This is a genomic window from Brevibacillus sp. BC25 (genome assembly GCF_000282075.1).
Classification (GTDB): domain Bacteria; phylum Bacillota; class Bacilli; order Brevibacillales; family Brevibacillaceae; genus Brevibacillus.
This window is the reverse complement of sequence record NZ_AKIX01000057.1, coordinates 19,235-43,177: the sequence shown is the minus strand read 5'-3', so window position 1 is coordinate 43,177 and position 23,943 is coordinate 19,235. Positions and strand designations below refer to the sequence as shown.

The 23,943-nt window shown below is 45.5% G+C and carries 19 protein-coding genes; 5 read left to right on the top strand and 14 right to left on the bottom strand.

Annotated elements, in window-relative coordinates; all coding sequences use genetic code 11:
- Window positions 1–69 precede the first annotated feature (69 nt).
- The gene (locus tag PMI05_RS16465) at window positions 70–1,122 is read left to right on the top strand and encodes a 2,3-butanediol dehydrogenase (RefSeq protein WP_007723812.1); all 1,053 of its coding nucleotides are present in this window, start codon (window positions 70–72) and stop codon (window positions 1,120–1,122) included.
- Between the two features lie 416 nt (window positions 1,123–1,538).
- Here PMI05_RS16465 and PMI05_RS29645 read toward each other — a convergent pair whose 3' ends face one another.
- Window positions 1,539–3,476 carry a serine hydrolase gene (locus PMI05_RS29645; RefSeq protein ID WP_007723809.1) on the bottom strand — a complete coding sequence of 646 codons (1,938 nt, stop codon included), beginning with the start codon at window positions 3,474–3,476 and terminating at the stop codon, window positions 1,539–1,541.
- A gap of 209 nt (window positions 3,477–3,685) precedes the next feature.
- Here PMI05_RS29645 and PMI05_RS16455 point away from each other — a divergent pair, with 209 nt between their 5' ends.
- Window positions 3,686–4,231 (top strand): helix-turn-helix domain-containing protein, encoded by a 546-nt coding sequence (locus tag PMI05_RS16455; protein ID WP_007723806.1) that lies wholly within the window; start codon window positions 3,686–3,688, stop codon window positions 4,229–4,231.
- 400 nt (window positions 4,232–4,631) lie between these two features.
- On the opposite strand, the gene PMI05_RS16450 is transcribed toward PMI05_RS16455, so the two are convergent.
- The 3 genes from PMI05_RS16450 to PMI05_RS16440 all read right to left on the bottom strand — a co-directional run bounded on the left by PMI05_RS16450 (window position 4,632) and on the right by PMI05_RS16440 (window position 8,069).
- Window positions 4,632–5,483, bottom strand: coding sequence for an alpha/beta fold hydrolase (locus PMI05_RS16450; RefSeq protein ID WP_007723804.1), 852 nt, complete (start codon window positions 5,481–5,483; stop codon window positions 4,632–4,634).
- A gap of 382 nt (window positions 5,484–5,865) precedes the next feature.
- A complete protein-coding gene (locus PMI05_RS16445) occupies window positions 5,866–7,350 on the bottom strand; it encodes an ABC transporter ATP-binding protein (RefSeq protein WP_007723801.1) in 1,485 nt (494 codons plus the stop codon).
- Window positions 7,347–8,069 carry an energy-coupling factor transporter transmembrane component T gene (locus tag PMI05_RS16440; RefSeq protein WP_007723798.1) on the bottom strand — a complete coding sequence of 241 codons (723 nt, stop codon included), beginning with the start codon at window positions 8,067–8,069 and terminating at the stop codon, window positions 7,347–7,349. The genes PMI05_RS16445 and PMI05_RS16440 overlap by 4 nt, the downstream gene beginning before the upstream one ends.
- Window positions 8,070–8,237: 168 nt before the next feature.
- Here PMI05_RS16440 and PMI05_RS16435 point away from each other — a divergent pair, with 168 nt between their 5' ends.
- Complete coding sequence (locus PMI05_RS16435; RefSeq protein ID WP_007723795.1) at window positions 8,238–9,212, top strand: AraC family transcriptional regulator; 975 nt, start codon at window positions 8,238–8,240, stop codon at window positions 9,210–9,212.
- A gap of 54 nt (window positions 9,213–9,266) precedes the next feature.
- On the opposite strand, the gene PMI05_RS16430 is transcribed toward PMI05_RS16435, so the two are convergent.
- The 9 genes from PMI05_RS16430 to PMI05_RS16390 form a co-directional block, all read right to left on the bottom strand.
- Window positions 9,267–9,668, bottom strand: coding sequence for a DoxX family protein (locus PMI05_RS16430; protein ID WP_007723791.1), 402 nt, complete (start codon window positions 9,666–9,668; stop codon window positions 9,267–9,269).
- 149 nt (window positions 9,669–9,817) lie between these two features.
- The gene (locus tag PMI05_RS16425) at window positions 9,818–10,321 is read right to left on the bottom strand and encodes a TerB family tellurite resistance protein (protein WP_007723788.1); all 504 of its coding nucleotides are present in this window, start codon (window positions 10,319–10,321) and stop codon (window positions 9,818–9,820) included.
- 142 nt (window positions 10,322–10,463) lie between these two features.
- Entirely contained in the window at window positions 10,464–11,846 is a 1,383-nt protein-coding gene (locus PMI05_RS16420) for a TraB/GumN family protein (RefSeq protein WP_007723786.1), read from the bottom strand.
- 170 nt (window positions 11,847–12,016) lie between these two features.
- Window positions 12,017–12,799, bottom strand: coding sequence for an ABC transporter permease (locus PMI05_RS16415; RefSeq protein ID WP_007723782.1), 783 nt, complete (start codon window positions 12,797–12,799; stop codon window positions 12,017–12,019).
- Window positions 12,796–13,749, bottom strand: a complete 954-nt coding sequence (locus tag PMI05_RS16410; RefSeq protein WP_007723779.1) for a daunorubicin resistance protein DrrA family ABC transporter ATP-binding protein — start codon at window positions 13,747–13,749, stop codon at window positions 12,796–12,798. Before PMI05_RS16410 ends, PMI05_RS16415 begins: the two co-directional genes overlap by 4 nt.
- 12 nt (window positions 13,750–13,761) lie before the next feature.
- Window positions 13,762–14,571 (bottom strand): SDR family NAD(P)-dependent oxidoreductase, encoded by an 810-nt coding sequence (locus PMI05_RS16405; protein ID WP_007723778.1) that lies wholly within the window; start codon window positions 14,569–14,571, stop codon window positions 13,762–13,764.
- A 19-nt stretch (window positions 14,572–14,590) separates the two neighbouring features.
- Entirely contained in the window at window positions 14,591–15,490 is a 900-nt protein-coding gene (locus PMI05_RS16400; protein WP_007723775.1) for a YafY family protein, read from the bottom strand.
- A 137-nt stretch (window positions 15,491–15,627) separates the two neighbouring features.
- Entirely contained in the window at window positions 15,628–17,100 is a 1,473-nt protein-coding gene (locus PMI05_RS16395) for an S-layer homology domain-containing protein (RefSeq protein WP_007723772.1), read from the bottom strand.
- A gap of 161 nt (window positions 17,101–17,261) precedes the next feature.
- Window positions 17,262–18,458, bottom strand: coding sequence for a DUF418 domain-containing protein (locus PMI05_RS16390; protein WP_007723756.1), 1,197 nt, complete (start codon window positions 18,456–18,458; stop codon window positions 17,262–17,264).
- A gap of 186 nt (window positions 18,459–18,644) precedes the next feature.
- Here PMI05_RS16390 and PMI05_RS16385 point away from each other — a divergent pair, with 186 nt between their 5' ends.
- Window positions 18,645–19,859 carry a GDSL-type esterase/lipase family protein gene (locus tag PMI05_RS16385; protein ID WP_007723750.1) on the top strand — a complete coding sequence of 405 codons (1,215 nt, stop codon included), beginning with the start codon at window positions 18,645–18,647 and terminating at the stop codon, window positions 19,857–19,859.
- Window positions 19,860–19,928: 69 nt separating this feature from the next.
- Here the strand turns inward: PMI05_RS16385 and PMI05_RS16380 are convergent, their stop codons facing one another.
- The gene (locus tag PMI05_RS16380; protein WP_007723745.1) at window positions 19,929–20,648 is read right to left on the bottom strand and encodes a metallophosphoesterase family protein; all 720 of its coding nucleotides are present in this window, start codon (window positions 20,646–20,648) and stop codon (window positions 19,929–19,931) included.
- A gap of 196 nt (window positions 20,649–20,844) precedes the next feature.
- Between PMI05_RS16380 and PMI05_RS16375 the strand changes: the two genes are divergently transcribed.
- Window positions 20,845–23,940, top strand: coding sequence for a GNAT family N-acetyltransferase (locus PMI05_RS16375; protein ID WP_007723741.1), 3,096 nt, complete (start codon window positions 20,845–20,847; stop codon window positions 23,938–23,940).
- Window positions 23,941–23,943: the final 3 nt, after the last annotated feature.

Sequence of the window (23,943 nt, the reverse complement as noted above, 5' to 3'; positions counted from 1 at the left end):
TCGGAAACGTTTCCTATTTTTCTTGCTGAATTTCATATAGAATCCAAATCGAACGAGGAGATGGCAGATATGAAAGCATTACGTTGGCACGGTTTGAAAGACCTCCGTTTGGAAACCATTTCGGAACCGATTGCGTCCAAAGGTAAAGTGAAAATCAGAGTCGAGTGGTGCGGTATTTGCGGAAGCGACTTGCACGAATACGTTGCTGGCCCGATCTTCATCCCACAGGGAGCTGAACATCCACTTACAGGCGAAAAAGCCCCGATCGTAATGGGGCATGAATTTTCCGGACAAGTGGTGGAAATCGGGGAAGGCGTGAACACCATCAAGGTTGGGGATCGCGTCGTTGTCGAGCCCGTTTTCGCTTGCGGAACATGCGCTGCGTGCAGACAAGGCAAATACAATCTTTGTGAAAAAATGGGCTTCCTCGGTTTGGCCGGCGGTGGCGGCGGCTTCTCGGAATACGTGGCTTGCGATGAACATATGGTCCACAAAATCCCAGACAGTCTCTCTTATGAACAAGGCGCTCTTGTCGAGCCATCTGCCGTAGCCCTTTACGCAGTACGTTCGAGTCAGTTGAAAGCCGGTGACAAAGCTGTCGTATTCGGCGCCGGTCCTATCGGCTTGCTTGTCATCGAAGCACTGAAAGCAGCAGGTGCGGCTGAGATTTATGCAGTGGAGCTGTCCCCTGAACGTAAAAACAAGGCAGCTGAGCTGGGCGCCATCGTCATCGATCCGAAAGAATACGACGTAGTTCAGGAAATTCACAACCGGACAAACGGCGGCGCAGATATCGCCTTTGAAGTCACAGGCGTGCCCCCTGTCCTTACGCAAGCCATCGAATCTACCAAAATCGCTGGACAAATCATGATCGTCAGCATCTTCGAAAGAGAAGCGTCAATCAAACCGAACCACATCGTCATGAAAGAGCGCAACATGACAGGCATCATCGGCTACCGCGACGTATTCCCTGCTGTCATCAGCCTGATGGAAAAGGGCTTCTTCCCGGCGGACAAGCTGGTCACCCAGCGCATCAAGCTCGACGACATTGTGGAGCATGGTTTTGAAGCACTGCTGAAAGAGAAAAACCAGGTGAAAATTCTCGTTAGCCCGAGAGCATAAGCGAAAACGATTCCATAAATATCGTGCTGCTTCCTTCCGCAGAAGGAAATACGCCATTCCGCTACAAAAAAACGGAGAGAAAGCAGGGTTACTTCCTGTTTTCCACTCCGTTTTTTCTCATTACTCTCTTCGATTTTTAACCTTGGGGTACCACCAACAAAACGCGGATCTCGTACGTTATCAAGACCTAAATTTTATAAAGTCATAAAAAATAAAGGATGTTACATATTAGTCATGTATAATATGTGACATCCTTTTACTTGTTGTTAAACAAACGCGGCCGATTTTTTAATGAAAATCTCGGAACTGTAATATTTGATTTACTTCACCAATTTGTGGGTTCTACCATTCTTCTCTATCATGATTTTCCATATAAAATTGTTCAACAACACTGACAATCATAGTTAGCTAATTATTTATACAACAATAAAGAAATTCCATCCTATTAATAATGCAAATAATAAAGTTAACAAAGTAATTGTAAGAAAATAAAATACTTTACGTTTTTTAGAACTTACTATTTTTCTCATATATTTGATAGAGAAGAAGGCTGCAATAACTGTACATACGAGTAAAGGATAATTCAGTAAAAGATGAGGTTTGACCTCCGCAAAGGTACGGAATTTATTCATCATAATTCTAGTAATACATATTAGATTGTTTAAAAAAGTTATTGTGCCACATAATATTAACATTGAATAGTAGAAATTAAATCTTTTATCTTCTAATTCTAATTGTTTCTTTCTATTTTTAAATTTAAGAATGAGTAAAAACAGTGGTGCAATTAAGAAATACAGAGTTGTACTTAATAATACTAAAACACTAGCAATTAAAACTGGGATTGTTCTATCAGGTGGTAGTTCAGATAAATCCATACCATGCCCTACAATTATCTGTTTCACTTTGCCTTCTTCCATTTTGAATTGTAAAATGGGATACGCATTTCTAAAAACAGGGAAATTTTCTTTAACAAGTTCATAATAATATGGTTTCGTCTGTACATAAGTACCTTTATATTGCCCTAAACTCATTGTGATTTCATTTTTGTTCGTTGCACTAACAGTATATAAATTTTGATAATTTGCAAATTCCAAAAAATTTCCCTCTTGCCGTTGAAATGGAACATATTTTCCATCTACTTCATTTGAAGAAGGTAGTTTTAGATAAGGAACTTTACTCTCTGTATGCTTTTTACCAATTAACAATTCTTGTACTCCAAATAGAATGTCCATTTCAGCACTTGCATTTGTAAGGATTACAATTCCAAATCTTTCTTCAGGTACTATCGTAAATTGACTTGAAAATGTTGCAGTATTACCTCCATGACCAATAGTACGGTATTCTCCCACATATTCAAAAAAACCATGTGCCGTTCCAACCATTTCTCCATCTAAACTGTAACTTGGTGAAAACATAGTTTCTAGTGTGTCTGAATTATCAAACATCGGTGACTTTTGACCTTTTTCTGGAGTTATTGCAATTGCATATTTTGCCAAATCTTCTACCGTACCGTTTATAGAACCTGCTGGATAATGAGAAACATATGACCAATTACCAAGTATGAAACCTCCTTCTGGATTTGGTAAATATCCCTTTGCTTTTGTTTCTAAAAGTTTTTTATTATCATCAAATGTTGTATTTCCCGTTGTATTATTCATCTCAAGTACATTAAATAAATGTTCCCGTTCATAATCATGAAATGGCTGTTTACTTATACATTCCACTACATAACCAGCAAGAGATGCTCCATAGTTACTATACGAACTAGCTGTTCCCACTTTATAATACTGTTTAGATTTATCAAGTAGTAATGCTTCTTCAAGAGGGAATAATCCATCCTTTGAAAAAGCAATTGTATTAAAGGCGTAGTCTCCAAATCCAGCAGCATGATTCATAAGATCTCTCATTGTAACAGTTTGTTGGAAATTAAGTTTTTTTGCAAAGTCAGAAGGTAGATATGTTTTAATATCCTCATCTAAATCAAGTTTACCTTGTTCAACTAATTGCATTGCAGATGTCCAAGTGAATAATTTACTTATGGATCCCCATTCAAAAACTGTCTTTGATGGATCAACTGAAATTTGCTTTTCAACATCCGCATATCCATAGCCTTTTGAGAGAATAATTTGACCATCTTTCACAACTGCAATTGCAGCCCCTGGTGTTGTTTTGTCTAAATACTTCGATACATATTGATCTATCTTTTCTTCCATCTCATTCAATGGAATACCCGAAGGTGTTTCCCCGTTAATTTTCTTTAATTCCGCTGCAAAAATAAGTTTTGTACTTAGTCCAAAAACAGTCAAAAACATAATAATACTAACTGTTAATATCAATTCTATTCTTTTTATCATTTTCGTATCCCCTCTCATAAAAGTATTAGTCTTAGATTAACGCCCTTAGAGAAAAGCTATAAAATCAATATCTTTAAGAGCATTTAACTCTGCATAACCAAACTTTATTATCGTTATCGATAATGATAAAATAAAAGTTGAATGATTGCAATAATTATTCTCATTATTTATAATAGGAATGAAAAATTGGATGAATAAGAGGGGATATTATGGTCAATAAAGTTGATGTTTTAATGCATCCCGTTAGAATGAAAATTTGCCAATCATTAATGAGAAATAAAGAAAATGGATTAACACCTTTAGAAATGGTCAAAATCATTAAAGATGTACCTCAAGCAACTCTATATAGACAGTTACAAATTATGATGGATTCTGGAATTATTCACGTTATTAAAGAAAAAAAAGTGAAATCAGTTTCTGAAAAATATTATGCTTTAAATGAAGATGAGGCTAGAATCGATGCGGAGGAATGGAAAAAAGCATCGCAACAGCAGAAACTTGATTATGTTACTTACTACCAATTATCTCTTTTGTATCAATATCAAAGTTATCTTAAAAAATTAGAAGAGCAAAACAATTCAGAGGATAGTGCTACTTTTTCTTTAGCCGCGTTAACGTTAGATGATGAAAAATTCAAGCAATTCCAAAATGAATTAAACGAATTAATTAATAAGTACTACCATAATACAAGTGAAAATAATGCAGAAGATACTCCAGTTCGAACAGTTGCTATCACAATTATTCCAGATGCTTAAGAGACAATAATGCCTCTTAAGCATCTAGCATTGCACCTTAGTATTCTACGTTCTTCTTCAGCTAACTTGCCCCGTTACTTTAAGTACAAAACTTCACAATCTCTTCTAAAATCTAACATAAATATCCAATTTTCATTAAAGTGTTATTCAATTAAATGGCCCTTTAGTTGAATAAGGAGGGAACGATGTTCCCTTAGATTTTTTTATAAACCTCTGCATGAGCAAATATCTTTATTATTCTCATCCATCTCACGTTTTATCTGCTTTGGAGTTGAAACTTGGGCTTGCTTCTCTCGTAACGATTCAATTCGTTCTCGTATTTTCTGGTACCCCACCTTGCTGTCTGGTTGGAGCCAGCGCGATCTCGCGAATGTTTTCTTACCCGCAATCGAGCTGATATTTATAATCGTACACGTCTTCCGCTCGTATGCTTCAAAATCGCTTCGATGACGACATCCCAATCCCCACGCGGAAGCTCATGCCCCGTCCCTTCCAACGTGAGCAAGACTGCTCCCGGAATGGTGTTCGCAAGATGTAAAGCATGCGCGAAAGGGATGAGCAAATCTTCTGTACCGTGAATCACGAGTGCTGGTACAGCGATTTCCCCTGTCCGCATCAGGTACGTTTCGCTGGTCGTTACAAAGGCGTGGTTGTTCTTACTCGCATAATGGTTGCTTCTGGCGATATCTATTTGGGCCAATTCACGAACGCGCGCCTCGTCAAAAGGATGCTTGGAACCGATCAAAACTTTCGAACTCGCAACTGCAGCTGCTAAAACCTCTTGTTCATCCTCCCAGTTGATCTCCCCCATATTACTGAAAAACTCCATCAGCTTCTCATCGATTGGTGGTAGATCAGGAGCAAAATTCGACGTTGCGTGCAATGTGATCGTGCGAACTCTTTCAGGATGTCTCAATGCAATGAATTGCGTCAACAGTCCGCCCATAGACATACCAACGATGTGCGACTGCTGTACGCCGAATGCATCTAGGATGTGAACAGCGTCATCCGCCATATCTTCAAACGCATAACCTGGTTGGCCAACCTCGTAGGTCGTGGAGCGTCCGACATCCCGATTATCAAAACGAATAACAAATCGTCCAGCGTCGGCTATTCGCTGACAAAATTCTTCCTCCCACCAAAGCATAGACATCTGGGCTCCCATAATCAGCAAAATCGCCGGATCTGTGGGTTTCCCAAAGCTTTCCGCACATATTTCCACACCGTTCACTTTTAAAATCTGTTCTGCCATTGTATGTTTTCCTCCTCAACGAACTGAAATAAAAAAACACAGGCTAGGCTGCCTGTGCTTACGTCATCGAAAAAGGAAGAAGAAACGAAACCTATGAACATCAGATACCAGCATCTGATTGTACAGGATTGGTTCCATTCTCTTCGCAGATCATGCAAATAGAGGAGGTCATCACGCTTGCCTTCCTCACTCCATTTGCCCATGATTCAATTGGGTTACCGTAGCGGCAATCCATTTTCCGATTCGTATGCACACAACATAGCCTTTTCACGCTATTTCATCGATTTTGTTGTGCGAATAAAGTATCGAAAAATTAATTTGCCACACGTAACCCTCCGTTCCTAATAAGTTGTGCCCATCCTACCACATGCTTTTTCATCTGTCAACGATTGGCAGTTTCAATGGTTGTTCGTATCCCTGGCTCCGCAAAAGTCGTCTCAACGTCTCGGGTAAGCCGCCGCAGCTCAACCACTTGATCACATGCCAGCTTGGAAAGAATCTGGTCATGCGTGATAATGACGACCGTTTTGCCTGCTTCGGCCAGCTTTTTCACCCATGCGGCCACCTTCAGCACTCCATCGCCGTCAAGTCCGCTTGTCGGTTCATCCAGCACGATCAGTTCTGCCTCGGAGCAATAAGCGGCTGCCATCGTGACCCGCTGCTTTTCTCCACCGGATAATGACGCAGGATGCCGATCGCGAAGCTCGCGCAAACCGAAAGCATCCATCGCCTCATACGCCTTTTCGCGGAGCTCTTCATTCAAGACTTTTCCCAACACGATTTCGTTTCCGACACTGTCTGCGTAGAGCTGGTAGTCCGCATCCTGCATCACCAAATAGCTTACAGCTCGTCTTTTGCTGGCGGACAGTGAACGACCTTGGCGGACAATCGTTCCTTTTCGCTCACGAAGAAGACCGCATAAAATTTTGCATAGTGTCGTCTTGCCCGTACCGTTTTCTCCAGTCAACGCTGTTACGCTCCCCTGCGGAAGCGAGATGTTGATATCGGTGATTCCGTCGTTTTTCTTTTTATAAAAATAGCTAAGCTCTCTTGCTTCCACCATGAATTCGGACATCTCTGGCTGCTCACGTTTCTTTGCTGTCTCGGGAAACGTCATGTCAGGATGACGCAAACCGTACATACGCACGTCATCATGAGATAGCTGGCAGAATTCGTCCTTCGTCCACGTATGTGCGATTTTGCCATTTTCCATGCAGACAAACAAATCGACAACGGGTAGAAAAGGAACTAGCCGATGCTCGCTGATTAGCAAGGTGGTACCGTTTTGCTTGAGCTTGCTTAAGATTTCAATCAGGTTTTGCGTAGAGGAAGTGTCCAGATTCGCAGTAGGCTCATCCAGCAAGAGAAGTGGCGGTGTCAAAACGGATGCAGCCGCTATAGCCACCCGTTGCTTTTGCCCGCTGGACAGCTTATGTAAAGAGCTATCGAGCAAGTGGGAAATCCCGAGCTGGCTCGCCTGCCTATCCATCCGGCTTCGAATCTCGTCTGGTGCCATACCGATGTTTTCTGCGGAAAACGCCAGCTCATCCCGGACGGTTTCCATAAAAAATTGGCTGCGGGGGTCTTGAAATACGACGCCCATTAGCCGGGTACGTTCCTCTGGCAGCATGCTCGCAGGACTTTTGCCACCCACGCTTACTTCACCCGTGAGACGTCCGGCATAAAAATTCGGTGCGAGACCATTGACCAGCCTCATAATCGTACTCTTGCCGCAGCCAGACCGCCCACATAGCACGACACACTGTCCGGCTTTTACAGATAAGCTGATCTTTTTCACGCCAGTCTCAGTGTCATGTCCCCCATCATCCTGTCCATAATGAAACGTGACATCGTTCAGCTCAATCACGAAATCATCCCTCCCGTCCAGTAAATTGCCGAGCCTATCAGTGCATACACCCCGACGACGATGCCATCCGTGATCTTGAAGCCAACCGGGTAGATAGAGGTCCGCGCATTTGTGCACTCGATACCGCGGAGCTCAGCAGACGATGCCAGCTCTGACGACAGCTTCAGGCAACGGACGACCAACGGCATAAAAAAACATTCGTAGGCCATGGCCGGATGCTTCAGTACGCTGTACCAATGTGGAAAAATCCCTCTAGCGCGGATACCGTCACGAATTGCTTTCATTTCCAAAATGACTACGGGGAAAAAACGGATCAAAATGCAAATCATCACCAAAATCGTTTTGGGGACTGACATCTTCTCAAACGCACTCATGATACTGCCAGGTGGCGTATAGATCAGAACCGTGCCGATCATGATGACAGGCATCATTCTCACCATCGTGTAGATAATGAGCTTCATCGTTCCTAATGCCAACGCATTCGGCATGAAAAACACAAAAGCCATGCACACGCAATAGAACACGACCAGCTGAAACGCCTTTCTGGACAGGTGATTCCATACCAAGTACACTACACTTAGTGCCACCAGTAAGTACACCTGTATATCATCACGAACGGTCATGGCCAAGATACTGGCTATAACCAGCACCAACAGATGTGTTCTGGGGCCGAGCCGTCTCGTACGAGTTGTTTCTTTTTCATATGCTTCTTCCTTCATTCGACAGACACCCCTACAACCGAGATCACACACAACTTTATTAAGGGAAACAGCCTCCCTTACAAATCGTAATGATAATGATGATCATAACCTCTAGCAATACGACAGGCAGACATACGTCTTTTCATGGTATGTTTTCGTCCGATCACGGCATGGGTGGTGACTATAATGAAAGATATTTTGACGGAACTACATACGCCGTGTCTAATGCAATGCGGCTTTTATCCTGACGACGACCACGGCCCATACAATCGCGAGGGTGTTTGCTTTTCTGTTTTGCCAGAGAAAGGGCAGGGACGCTACTGGACTTATACGCGCGACAACCTGTTTTCGATTTCGATCCAAGATTTCGTCTTTTACGAGGATTTGTTTCTGGAATTCCAGCAGCCCAAGTACCTGAGCTTCAATTATTACGATTCCGTCTCTGGAGAAGAATTCAACCCATATAAACGATTGTCATGCGGCTGCATCCGCGTCCATATCGGCTATAACAATGTGTATCGGGCCAGCTATCGCAAAAACATTCCCATTCGCTCGACGGCTATTGAAATCATGCCGGAGTATTACGAGGATTATTTGAAAAGCAAATATCCAGTAGAGTATAAAGACCTGCGCTCGTCCTTTATTACTGTAGACGGGATGACGAATTTTGCGGAGCTTGTTTTCTTGCTCCGACAGATACGCAATTTTCGGGGAACGGGAATTGCCGCAAAGCTATACTACGAGGGGAAAGTCGCAGAAGCAGTATCGCTGATTGTGGAGAAGGCCAAAGCACATAAAAAAACGCATCCATCCAAAAGCATATCCCGACAGGATATGGACGGCCTGACAGCTGTGACCGCCTACATTGACGATCACTTCTCCTCCGAAATACACTTGGAGCACCTCGCCCGTATTGCCTGCATGGGACTCACCAAGCTAAAATACACCTTTAAGCAAGCGAACCAATGCACCATTACCGAATATATCCAAAACAAGCGAATGAATCACGCCGAGCAACTGCTTACAAGCACCGATTTACACATTAATCAGATTGCGTATATCGTAGGCTACCACAACTCCAGTCGCTTCTCCCAGCTGTTTCGCAAAAGCACCGGGCTGTTGCCCAACGAATACCGGAGATTCACGGTTACAACCAAATAGGATCATGAAAGAAGCTGTAGCCGATGATGTGGCTACAGCTTCTTTATGTGTTTATCATTTTTCTTCTTTGGCAGCGAAAAGTAATTTTCGCACACGATCATCTCGCAGCCACAACCCGCCCCACATCAAAATCGCGAGGTAGACAGCAAACAGCGTATGGGAAAAGAGTGGCGCATCTACACGGATCTGGGTAGCGATGACCCCACCGAAAAATCCAGTCAACAGAAGCGCACCCAAAACTGCTGTCCGGGGAATAGCATACAGCACCGTTGATACAAGGGCGAGAATTCCAATCAAGCCAATGTGATGCTCCGCATAACCAAGTACGAGGGTTCCCTCTACGACAGGAGCAGGCTGGATGAGTTTAAATACACCGTCAAAAAGCATAAAAAGAATGACAAGTCCGCTCATAATCCGTGCAATCCACAGACGTGTTTTGGAAATTTGACTCCGCATGGTGGTCCCACCTTTCATTTTTTTCCTAAGCAGATCGTAGCACAATCAAAGCGGCGACATTTCTTTTGTATTGCTCTTTTGTAGATCTGTCTTTTTCTAAAAACGAAAAAACCTTCTCAAATGAGAAGGTTCTGAATTCGTATAAAAAATTAAACAGGAAGCGTAACTCTGTAACCTGGTTGGTTCTTTGGATGGTTTTGATTCACGAACACACCACGGTCATTTTTCAACACGATTACTTCAAAGAATGGACGGAATCGATCTTCCGAAATTCCAAATGCAGTCAAGAACTTGCCAAACAGCTCTTGCTCTTCGCGCTCAGGTTGGCCATCTGCCAGGGAGGAATCGATCAGGTTAACCAGGATGCACATTTTTTGAGCATCTGTGAGCAATGGAGTTACTTCGTTCAGGAATTTCTCGATGGAGTTATTGCGTGTATATTTCATTGCGTTATCGAGCAACTGTCTGTTATTAGCACCTACACCAATCACGCCGTTGCTTTCTTCGCCGCCCAATACAGCGAGCAATTGACCGATTTCCTCGTGGTCCATTTCTCCATCCGATTTCATCATGTAGAGCAAGGAACATGCGAATCCAAAATGAGGGGTCATTTCTTCCCCTTTGTCTGTCTTAAACATATCAAACAAGCCCACGCAAAATACCTCCTATGTATGCCAAGATAGTATAATTTTACTATCAACTGGAGAATGTTAGCAACAGTTGTCCGGGTAAGCATTTTTTCGGTAAACAATGAAAGGAAGTGCCAGCCGGCGCCGACACTTCCTTTTCTCTCTCTTATTTCAATTGCTGCACGTCATAACCTTTTGCCCTCAAGTGATCGATAACCATGCCTTTCATCGAGAAGTGGGCAGCACCGACCACGACAAAAGAAGTAGTTTCCCCTTCTTTCTCCAACACTTCTGCGAGTTTAATAGCCATGTTTTTGTCTCGCTCACCGAGCAGACGCTGATTCACTTCGCCTTCACCGAAATCGCCATGCGTCGTCATGATCTGGGTAAAGCCATCCAGATCGCCTTCTACCCATTCTGTCTGCATGTCTTTTAGTAGTTTTGTACTTTCATCCAGTCCTTTTTCAGCCATAACGCTATCTAACATGATGTTCAATTCTTTCTCCTGCTGCTCTGCTGGTACACCGGACAGCAAGTCCGCTTGGAGCTTAATGCCTTCCAACTCGTTGATCGGCTTCTCATCCAGCATCGCCTTCGTCAAGAAGTACCTGTCGATGCCGGATAGCATCGCGAACTGAACATCCGTTTCGCCGTCCACGTAACCAAGCGTTGGCACAGACAAGGAAACAGCAAACGGCTTGTAGGCGTCCAAAGTATTGGCTGGCAGTTGCAGCTTTGCAAGCAATTTTTGCACCTTTTGATACGTCTCAGCGGATACATGATCCTTCAGTGTCGTGCCATCAGTGTATACCATTTGTTGTGTCATATAATCAGTGTCACCGTTGATAATATCGGCTTCGACCCACAGTTCGTCCGACTCTTCATACGCGTCCCGGATGTCTTTTTGCATTGGGTACATATCTGCGATCCCCATGTGAATCGAGCCAAGCAAGTACATGGTGTTTTTGCCGTTGGTCACTTTCCACATGAGACCTTCGGCACCTCCGCCCACCGTATCGTATGCGAACTCGACCAGTCGGCTCGCCATCACCGTCGCTTGTTCAACCGTACTTGGCTGTTTCAGCTCGAGACCTGCGCTTGTTCCTTTGACCAAGCCTTTTTTCTTCATGTAGTCAATCGGGGTATCCCCGATCATTTCGAATGCTGCTGGCAGCTCGTAGTTCGCCAAAAGTTTGTACATAGAAGTAATGACTGCTTCTCTCGTAATGACCTTATCAGTCGGAAAGGACAAGGAAGCGTTCTTTTTCTTCAGTCCCAGGAGATCCAGCTTTTTCGCTGTTCCTTCCATCAAGGTAATAAACTTGTCAGCAGGAATCGATTGCTGAAAAGAACTCTCTTGATACCACCCCAATGGAAAAATCCCGTATTTCTCCCCTTCGTTCAACGTTGTTACCGACCAAGGGCTGATTGGGAGAGCTTCGGGTGTCTGCCCGTGGACAGGAAGCACATACCCTAGCAAAAGCGCCAAACTGAGTGCACCTGTACCCGCCCAGCGAGTCAGCTTGCTCCAGCGTTTGTTTAGTTTCATCAAACTTTCTCCTCTCGATTCTAAGCTGTTTCTTTCACAATGGTAGATTATACCACAACAATTTGGAAGAGATAACCGAATGATAGAAAAGAATAGAAAAAACAACCTTTTTCACTATACATAAAAAGCATCGACATTGATCGTCGACGCTTTCCCTATGAATCCGCAATTTATCGATTGGGTTTGGCCAAATACAGACGCATCGTCAACGGAGCAAATATGACAATCAGCAGCACACATAATCCGATCCCGACCATCACATCAAACAGATTTGCTGTTCCCCCCATCAATCCTCGAACCGTCCCTACTGCGATACTTATCGGATTTAGATTGACGATTGTCCCCATCCATTTGGGCATAGTGGAAGAATCTACGAAGATCGTGCTCGCAAAAAGCAACAGGTATACAAAAAACATACTTGAACCCGATACCGTCTCCGGTCGCTTTGCCAAAATACCGATCATAGAAAAAATCCAACTCACACTAAAGGCGAAGAAAATGATATACAAAACAGCGAGTGTCGCGCCGACTATGCCGCCTTCTGGACGAAACCCAAGCAGCATTCCTGTGCCAAAGGCGACGAGTATCGCAATCGTATAACGTAGGCCATCTGTTAATAATGGGCCTATGACAGACGCTGGCTGCCAAAAGGGCATGGTACGAAAACGGTTATACACGCCCTTCGCTATATCCTGGCAGATGGTCGTCCCGCTATAAACCGTCATTGGAATGATCGTCAACACAAGAACACCTGGCAGAAAAAACTGGAGATACGCTGCCGTAGAACCAGCGATGGCTCCACCAAACAAATTAGTAAAAATAAGCAACATCATCACAGGTGAGAGGATAGAGTCCATACAAAATGTGAAAAGGTTGTTCTTTGTGTTTTGCCATGTGCGCCACATAAAGATGCGGATCGCCGCAAAGGTACTGGGCATATGACTTGCGTTCATGAAAAGGCCTCCTTCTTTTCGCCATGAGTCAGGACCAAAAACACCTCTTCCAGACTCGGATCACTCAGGGAAAAATGCTCGATGGAAACATCATTAGCCAGAAGTAACCCGATTGCTTGGTTTGCCAGATTCGCTTCTTTTACCGGGATTCTTATAAAATGTGGGTCATCTTGATCTGGATAAATCGGCAACCGAAGATGTTCTTCCAAAAGACGGCTTATCCGTTCCTTGTTCAGATGTTCGGTCAATCGAACCGTCAACGTCTTTCCTCCCACCGAGGCTTTTAACTGCTCAGATGTCCCTTCTGCAATCATCGTTCCTTTATCGATCACCGCGATCCGGTCTGCTAATTGATCGGCTTCTTCGAGATATTGGGTCGTTAATAGCACAGTGGTGCCTGATTTCAAAAGCGTACGGACGACTTCCCATACTTGTTGCCGACTTTGCGGGTCGAGACCCGTGGTAGGCTCATCCAGAAAAATAAGCTCCGGCTGTGTGAGGACGCTAGCGGCGATATCTAATCGTCGCCGCATCCCGCCAGAATAGTTTTCTACCGTACGATCCATGGCATCTGCAAGCCCAAAGGTATGAAGCAGCTCGCTTGCTTTTGTACGGGCCTCCCTCGCAGAGTAGCCAAACAATCTGCCAATCAGGATCAAGTTCTGCAATCCGGTTAATCCTTCATCCAGGGCAGCAAACTGTCCCGTCAGGCTTATTTTCTTGCGCACAGCCTGCGCGTTTTTCACGGTATCGCAGCCAGCTATCAACGCTGTTCCTCCATCTGGCGCAAGGAGCGTGGAAAGTATATGGATGGTTGTCGTTTTTCCAGCGCCATTCGGGCCGAGCAAAGCGAACAGCTCCCCTTTTTTTACATGCAGGTCAATTCCTTTGACCACCTCATGATCCCCAAACGATTTCGTGAGCTTCGTAACTTCAATGGCGTATGACATGGCGGCCACTCCTTATCCAAAATAGCTTTTATGTTCGGATGCCCATTCGGCAAACGTTCTTGCAGGCTTTCCCGTCACTTGCTCCACCGTGGACAAGACTGTGTAGCCCACTTCAGGTGGATTTTTGCCCATGGCTACGAAAAAGTCGATATCTCCCTCTTCGTACCCCTGATCTCTCCAATTCTGTCGCGCCTGCTCCTCCGTAAGCTCTTCAAACCGAATTTCTCTCTCTGATATTTTCGAAATTATCTGAACTGACTCAATGCGCGTAATCGCCTCTGGACCCGTAAGATAATAACTTTGCCCATGGTGTCCCGGTTCAAGCAATGCCACCACAGAAACACTCGCGATATCTGCTTCGTGTACTTTCGCGCTCAAAGCATTGCCAAAAGGCTCCCGCACGACTCCCTCCAAACGAATCGATTCCTGCCAATCGATAATCGCATTGGACATGAATTCCACAGGCTTTAGGAGAGTCCATTCCATCCCACTGTTTGCCAGTGCTTCTTCCACAGGTCCTTCCGTGTCGCTCACCAATACGGATACGCGCTTCACACCAGCTCTTTCCGCCATTTCGACTACCTTCGGATCGGTTTGAAAGGTGTAGCTAGAAGCAATTAAGTGCAGAGCCGTTACACCTTGCAGCGCCGCTTCCAAGCTCTCCGGTATAGCTAGGTCCCCTGCCACAACCTCTACTCCCGCTGGCTGGTCGGCTTTTTCCGGATTACGCGAAATGGCACGCACCTTGACTCCTTTTTTTAAAAGCTGATCCACCACATGTCTCCCTACCGTACCTGTTGCACCCGTTACTAAAATCGTCATGTTGTACATCCTCCTCAAATTATTGGTAGCGTTGCTGAATCTCTTTGATTTCTTTCAATACGTCTTCCTTTAAGTCGTCAGGGGAAATAATCTCCACCTTTGCTCCATAACTTAATACGACTGAAATCGCGTAGTCTCGTTTATAAAAAACTTTGTGCAAATCGATATGCGTACCGTGATGCGTACATTCTCCCGGGAATTGCTCCAACACACGCAGCCCAACGGACGGATCAAAACGGAGATGCGCTAGTGTCCCTTCAAAGTCTCGCGTTTCTTCTTCATCCTGGCTTGTCTGGTCTTTTCTTGGGTGAAAAATGACTTCTGTCACCTCAAGCGCGGTAATCCTGGAAAGGCGAAAGATTCGATTCGCCTGACGCGATAAGCAATACGCCTGAAGATACCACGCTCCACGCTCCCAAAATAGACGGAGCGGCTCTACTCGTCTCTCTGAGACCGTACCTGATGCACTCATATAAGAGAAAGTCGTGACCCGATTTTGCTGGATCGCCTCTGAAAGCGGGTGAATGGCGGCCTTTTCATCTTCTACCGTACTCAGGTTAAAAATGATCGATTCGTTATTTCCCCCATTCAGTAGAGCAGGCTGCAGGCTGCCCACCTTCTGAACAAGTGTCGTATATTTTCCTCCGATAGCTCCTTCCGTACTTTTTAAAAGATTGTATATGACCGAAAAGTCTTTCACAGAGAAGTGCTGCTTCGTTAGGAAGAAACCTTCCATCAGCTCGAATCCACCATCTGCTCCCGTAAATGAAACGACGGGAATGCCAGCTTGATTAATTAACTCAACATCACGATAAATCGTTCGAACAGAGACCTCAAATCTGGCTGCAAGCTCTGTTGCTGTCACCCGTTTTTTCGTCATCAACTCTATCGTGATGGCAAGTAATCGATCCAGCTTCATCTGTTTACACTCCTCATATTCATCACCTATTCGGTAACTGTCATCATCATAGTGCACGAATCCTGACATCATGTGTGTCAGGATAAAAAAAACTCACCCTCATATTTTACAGGAGGGTGAGTCCTTTTTCGAAATCGTTACTTAATGGATGCTTCTTCAATTTCTTTATACGCCCAATGACCAGGTACGACGTCCGGCCATCTTTGCGGGCCAGCCTGGTTCTCTGGCACGCGATTCAGCACGCGATTGAGAATCGTTACAGCTTCGGCACGAGTCAACGCTTTCTCCGGCTGGAAGGTGCCGTCAGGATAACCTGTCATGTAGCCTTTTGCAACAACCGCTGCAATGATTGGAGATGACCAGTGATCTCCCCTTACATCAAAAAAGGCAGTGCCCCCTCCCGCACCTTGCAAGGCCTTGTACTTGTAGATGACCGCGGCTATTTCCGCTCGGGTAATGTTGGCCGATGGGCGGAATGTCCCATCTGGGTAACCGCTCATCATACCCGCTGCACTTGCTTGATGAATCGGATTTACTGCCCAGTAGTTGTCGGCTACATCGAAGAACCTTCCTTTATTCACAGAAGACTGGCTCACCATTTCAGCGTTCAGTAAAATGGCAGCCATCTCCGCACGTGTCACCGTGCGATCCGGTTGAAACGTTCCGTCAGGATAGCCATTGATATAGCCACGTTGGCTCTTACTTTTCTTATTGGTTGCAGGACGTTCTTCTTTCTTATCTGTAGAGCTGCCTCCAGTGAAAAAGCTGTTAGTCGGTGTGGTATAGGAATCTTTTTTACGGTCTTTGTCCCGATCCCGGTCTCTGTCCCGATCATCGTCATCCTCTAGATCTCTCCATGCTTTCTTCAAATCGTACAGAGCGTCGTCTACCTCCGACTGTCTGGCATGTGGATCGTTGATGACATCCCATGCATGTTCGAGTGCATCTTCTAAGTCACGCCAGCTTGATCTGGTGTAGTCGTCTTCATCTAAGTCTTTGTCCTCGATCTCTTCCACTTTGGCTCTCAATTCTCTTTTATAGACCGCGTCATCTTGTCTCTTCAAATCTTGTCTCGCTTTGATCAGTTTCTCAAGGGCAACATCTACGACAATCTGGCTCGCATGCGGATCATCCAGCACAAAGTAAGCATTCCCTAGTCGAGTCTGCAGCTCTTTCCAACTGGCCCTCGTGTAATCTTTTTCTTGCAGCTTTTCCACTGCAATTTCCTCTACTTTTGTTTGCAGTTTACTCTTGTCGACTGTACCTTCCTGCTTCTTCAGCCCTTCTCTTGCTATGACTAACACGGACAAGGCACCATCGATTTCTGCTTGGGTGACGTTTGGCTTAGTCAGTACGGCTTTTGCAGCATCCAAAGCATACACAAGCTTGCTCCAACTGTCGGGCGTATATTTTTCCTGGATTAAATTCTCGGCGTTAATGTCATTGACTTTTCCTTGTAAGTGACGAAGATCTACAGTGGATTCTACCGCGGCAGGTGTTTCCTCTTCACTTGCTGCTTGGCTTACAGGCACGAATATGGATGCTTGGAAGATCAAGCAAAAGAGGCTAAAGAAAACAAGACTCATTACGGCTCTTGGAAAACGTCCCAATTCCCATCCTCCGTTCTTTACGATGACCCATCTGATCATCTTTTTCCAATCATTAACATCATATGATGGAAACCGATAAGAGGATTCATATTTTTAGAAGCCAAGAAAAACAAAAAACCAAGTAGCCAATAGAGCAGCTGCTTGGTTTTTATTTTCTGGTGCTAAGCAGAAATAGGTTTTTCTGGGCGTTGCTTTGTCTTACCGGAGAGCGAAAAATTCGTCCACATACGCAAAAGTCGTTCCACTGGACCATAACGGAACCGTTTGAGATACAGCGGGCTTAAGAAAAGCTGTCCCACATAAATCACGATCGCTAATCCGCAACCAGCCAATACCCCGATTTTTCCGAACCATCCGAGTCCATAGCCATAGAAGATCGTCGTACACATGACGGTTTGCAAAAGGTAATTCGTTAAGGAGAGTTTCCCCACGGCCTGAAACCTTGGCAGCCAAGTTGATTCCGTGCTTCTGGAAAAGAACCAAACAAAGGCGAAAATGTAACCGATGGCAAGTATGGTTCCCCCCGATATCTCACCGACACCACTCCACCAAGTTCCCGGCAGATACACATGTAACGCTTTTAACAAAAGTCCCACTGGCAAGAAGATCAGAATGTTTCGGAGATACGAGGTTCGTTCTTCCTCTGGCTTCTCGAACCACCTGCGCTTCGCAGCATACATCCCAAAAAGAAACATGGGTGCGCTCATAAGCGGCGCCATTAACAATAAAACAAACATCACGTATTCTGGCAAACCAAGCGGATCTTCACTGCTTCTGTGATGCACGATCTCGTCGTATGTTCCCGTGCCATACACGGTCATGGTTTTGACCACATAAGCTTCCATACGGGCTGGATCGGTAATACTCGCAGGATCATTCGGATCTTCTGGAGCAAGCCCCATTAAGCTGATGAGGCAGAGTAAGACAATCCCCCAAATGAGCAGTGTTTTCGGTTTTCGGTTTATGAACAGCAACAGAAAAAAGCCCATCAGACCATAAAACCCTAAGATATCCCCTTCCCACAGGAAGTACGAATGAAGGAAACCAAGTCCGATCAGCATCAAAAACCTGCGGGCAAGGTAACGTTTTTGCCTCAAGCCTTTTGCAGCCAAGCTTTGCTGCATCTTGATCATGCCGAAACCAAACATGAAGGTAAAAATCGGCATAAAGCTGCCTTCCACAAATATTTTCACAAGCTTATAAGCAGTCATTTCATAATCGGGGAGGGCGTATAAATCCATTTCTTGGCTTCCCCAAATCCCATACTGGAAAATCAGCATATTTGCCATCAAAATCCCTACTAAACTAAATCCCCGCAAGCCATCGATGATGCGAACGCGGTTCTGCTTTAGCTCCATGACAATCACCTCAAGCCTGATTGTAACGAGCTAAGCTTAATGGCTTCTAAAGAGCACCTTATCGTTTCCTTAATTTTACATCCATCATTACTTGTTACATTAACAACCGATATTGATCTCGTCTGCACCCGATATTGATTTCTCTATTCTATGATATGGCTATCTTGTAAGAAGGAGTTATTGCGCATGAAAATGGTACAACGATGGGTAAGTATTTTTCTGTCAGCGGCGATACTATCGACCCTCGTCGCCTGTGGTGCGGCCGACGACAAGGGGCAGACTCAGCTCGCTACGACGCAGGTGCCTGCAGGCAGCGTCCAGGAATTGTTCGGCAGCAGCTTGTTCGTAGGTGATTCCATTATCGGAGGACTTACGAACGATGACCTGCTGCCTGAAGCGAACGTTATGGGGGGATTGGGCGCAACGGTCCAATCTACGCTGGACAACGTCGAAGAGATCACGAGCCGCAAGCCATCGCATGTGTTCCTGTCAATGGGGCAGAACGATCTCGGGGAACCGCTAGAGGAAGCGAAGAAGACGTTCATACAGAAATACACTCGGCTGGTCGATCGTGTAAGAGAACTCCTGCCGGCGGCCCACGTCTACATGCTGTCGATTACGCCGGTAGATGCCGCATCACCGTTCGGTGCGTCCATGAACCCGCAGATTGAAACATTCAACGCAGCCCTGCAAAAGATGGCGAAGGAGAAGTATATAGACTACATTGACCTTGCCCCCATTTTCCGGCAGCACAACATTCAATACGATGAAGACGGCTCTCATTTCACGAACGCATTCTACCCAATCCTGTTGGGCTATTTGAAGGAGCGAACGGATCTGGCCAATCAGTCGCGCGGTCCGGCGGTCACCGATACGAACGAAGCCTACAAAGCAGCGTTCAGGCACAGTGTTTTCCTGGGGGATTCCATCTTGGGGGCGTTGTCCTATCTGAACAAAGTGGATACGGCGAATGTCATCGCCCCGAGCGGCGCGACGCTCTCTCTCGCCCTCATGAATGTCGAGAAACTCGCCAGCCGGGCACCGGAACATGTATTCATTCTGCTGGGCAGCAATGACATTCGATTGTCGGACAAGCAGGAATTCGTCGAGCGCTATCGGCAGCTGATCGGCAGCATCCGGAACAAGCTGCCAAAGGCCACGCTCCACATCCTGTCGATCCCGCCAGTCGCCGAGGAAACCCTGAAGCAAGTGCCGCTGTATGCGAACATTACGGACTTCAACCAAGCACTTGAACAAGTGGCCGATGAAGTCAAAGTCGATTACGTGGACTTGTCACCGCTCTTCGCCGCTAACAAAATCCAATACGCAGACAACGGCGTTCACTTCAAACCCCATTTCTATCCACTGCTCCTGGACTACTTGAAGGGAATTGTAAAGTAGGGAAATGGTCGTTTAGTTGGCAAGCGTCAAACAGCCCCCACCTTTTAACTAGGGTAGGGGCTGTGTATTTTAGCATTTTACAAAGTGGTTCCTGTATCCTTCCGTATTGATTTCCAACGCATTTAGTTGTCCACCAGAATAGCCACACCCGCCATCTATTCCTATTTTATCACCTTCTGTTGAATACCAAATTTGATTGGGTTCTGGATTCGATTTTATTCTAGAAGTTGGGGTATGTCCAAATATCACAACTTTGTCAATGCCTGTTGGACTTTCGATAAAATCCTCACCTATCCAGACAAAATCAGAAGGCGTTGTTTCTCGCCAATTCCTTGGACGAACTCCTGCGTGTACAAAAATATGTCCTTCATCTTCAAAGTAATAAGGTAAATGATTTATAAAATCAATTTCTTCTTTGCGCTCTACTTTGAGTGTTCTTTTAACAAGCTCTATATCGTTAAAAACTGAATCATCAACACCTTGAAGAAAACTTTCTATTGCGTTCATACCACCCATTTTATGTAGAAAAAATAAATCAAAGGAAGGATTCCGAGAGTCTAAAAATTCAATCAAAGAATATTCGTGATTACCCATTAACGCAATTGCATCTTCCTCCTCCACCATTCTTTTTATCTCTGAAACAACTTTTAGAGATTCAGGTCCTCGACTTATATAATCTCCAATAAAAATAACTTGGTCCTGTATAGGCTTATAATTTATTTTTTCCAGTAGCTGCTTAAGTATATGAAAATATCCATGGATATCACCAATTATAAGTTTCCGTTTCATAGTTACCACCTTCCTGCTTACTCTTATTATCTCAGATTCATAAAAAAGGAAAACAACTACACGGACTAGCAAAAGGTTTGCCTCGACGCCATCTGAATCAGATTCTTTTTCCGAAAACTAGCAACAATTTTGTCGATCAAACGTACAACTCTTATAAGATACATAATTTAACAATGTAATCGAGGTGTTAACAAGCATGGAAGCATCAATCTCAATGGTCACCTACCGCCCTGAGCTGGCCGCAGCGGTCGCAGATATGTGGAATGCCAGCCGAGATAGCTGGGGAGGCGGAAATTCGATTACGACAGCCGAACAAATCAGACAAGAAGAAGCAGCTTCTGACGCTATCACTGTCTATCTCGCAATGGAAGGTGAAACGGTCGTTGGTTATTGCAGCCTGGCCGAATATCGGGAAGATACCGGTGCCCTCTACATCCCGTTGCTCAATGTACGTCCCGACTATCACGGAAAAAAAGTCGGCCGGATGCTGCTTTCATGTGCACTGGAGAAAACGATTGAGCTCGGCTGGCCGCGACTTGATCTGTATACGTGGGCAGGAAATACGAAGGCTGTTCCGTTGTATAAGAAGTTCGGGTTTTTCTGGGAAGACCGGGACGACGCCACCCATCTGATGAACATGATTCCTTCTGTGCTCCGTACCGAAGCGATCGCCCACTATTTTGAGGAGCTTGACTGGTATCAGGACTCTACACGGGAGATCGTCGTTGAGCCGGATGGACGCAAGGAAAACGGCTTTGATTACTTCACATACTCCTGGGCAAAAGCAGAAAAGAGCTTGCGCGTGGAGTTTGAGCGGCGGGGTCGAGGCATGCGCCTCATCGAAACGGAAGATTATCTCGTGTCTGCCGAAGTGGAAAAGCTGGAGCTGGTCTTTGGACGGGAATATCAAATTCACTACCGGATCGTCAACAAATCAGGCAAGCCGTTACAGATTTCGTTAAACGGGCAACCGAGCGACACGATCCGCTTTGATTATCAGCACGAGCTAGCTGTGACAGGTGAAACGACGCTGTCAGCAAACTTTTTTGTCGATCCAATCACAGAAGAGCAAAGCATCTGGCGCACGCATCCGCGTGTTTGTACCCACCTATCGATCAACGGCAAGGCAGCTCTGTTTGAGGTAGGAATCCTTCCCAAGTTTCCTGCTAGCCTTTCCTTGCATGTACCTGGCCTCTCCTATCCGGGACAAACAAAGCTATTTTATTTGGACGTGGAAAACAACTTTGCGGAAGAAGCCGAATTTTCATTCGAGTTGCCCGCTTGCCCATTTTTCAACTTACAAGAGCACCATCACATACTGAAACTGTCTGGCAAAGAGCGCATTTCGCTTCCGCTTAACGCTGCCCTGTATGAACATGGCTTTTACGAAGCCAACGTACAGGTGGAGGCAAAGCTCGCAGATGGCAGATCGGTTTCTTTTGCCAAAAACATCGGAGCTGCCTTTACAGGGCTTGGTGCGATGGTGTCGGGAGAAACAGAACAGGCTTGGCAAGTTCACCATGGACGCCATTCGCTCTACTTGAACAAAGAAGATAATGAGATGACCGTTGTTGGCGGGACAGGCGGGGAGCCAACCAACCTCCTCTATCCCAAGCTCGGCAAACCGTTTTCCAGCGAGTTCTCGAAGAAACGTGCCGAGAAAGTTGAGTTTATCGCAGAAAAGGGAGCAATCGGCATCCGTGCAGCGTATCGCTCCGGGGCATACCCGCAAATTGCACTGATTAGCAAAACGCTCCTGTTCGGAGATGGCACCGTAGAACACGGATTGGAGATAGAAAACCACTCTGCTGACAAGCTGGCTGCTGAGCTCTGGCTTAACCAAGGCTTTAGTCACAGTTTTTATCGCCCCATTGTGCCGTATCAAGGCCGTTATGTTGAGACACCATCCTCCTATGGCAGCGATATGGATTATTGGGATGCTGAGTTCGTCAGTGAAAACTGGCTGTTTACACAGGATGAAACGACCCCATGGGGAATGTGCTGGCCTCCTGAATACCGTTTTGACATTCAAGGCTGGTACGTCACACTTGAAACCAATCTCGGTATGCTTACTCCACATGAAAAAAAATCGTTCGGCCCCTTCCACTTCTCGCATGGGGGCTATGCTGACTGGAAAGAGTTCCGTGCCTTTGCCCGTAAAGAACCTATGCCAGCAGACCTGATCTTGACCTCTCACCTGGAATTGAGTGCCAATGAGCAAAATCCGTTTGTCACAAGCAAGGACCTAGATGTACAGGTGAAAGAGTACAAGCAGCAGTACTTGGACGGAGAACTGATGGCATCCCTTTTGAGCGAGTCAGCTTCCGGACAAACGCAGAACTTTACAGAAGATGAGGAAGAGACGGAATCTGGCTTCTCCTTCAAGACGCCAGAAAAACCATATGACCTCGTGCAAGTAGAGGGACGTTTTGCCACGCATGTGTCGCATTTGCAGAGCGCGATTTTCCCAATTGGGCAAGGCAAGGTCATACAGGAGCAAACAGTGGAAGAGGGACAGCAGGTCTATATCGCCGACAATGGACGATTGCGGATCAAAGCTGCTCCAGATTTTGCTCCGACGCTCTACTCGCTTACAAGCAATGGGCAGGAGTGGCTGGACAGCGCCTTCCCTGAACGGAAGCCGAAATCTTGGTGGAATCCGTGGACAGGTGGAATCGGCAACTATATGGAGGAGTTAAGCGCGTTTTCACTGGTTAAAGAAGAGCGTACTGCTTCCTTTGTCGAGCTAATCGACAACAAGCAAAATGCGTGGCAGGGAATCAAGGTGAGCTATCATGTGAAAAAGCAGGAGAAGTATCGCGGGTTGACTTGCCACCAGTATTACTTGCTGCTGCCAGGAGTACCTGTCCTCTGTCATACCGTAGAGATCGAGCAGAATACTGGAACCTACTTTGCTGGCAAGGAATTAGCCACTGACATCTTTTTGCAGCCAGGAACCGAAGACGAGGCGCTATGGTTGAAAACCGTCGGTACGAATGGCGAGGAGCTCAACTACAAGCTGGCACAAGGTGAATTGGATGTCCTTGAAGTATCCGATTATGTCTTCGGGCGAGAAAACAGCAAGGATCAGATGCATATCGTTACTGACCTCGATACTGCGGACCTCCAAGTATACGCAAACAAAGAAGTGGCCGTAGCTTCTGTCATACGCGAACTGAATCTGCCAAACAACAGCACTACCTTTACTCCGCCTGTCTTTTTCCTGTTTGCCGAGAACACGCTTCCTTCCAATGCCTTATCTGACTTACGGGCGATACGCTTTGCCAAATAAAGG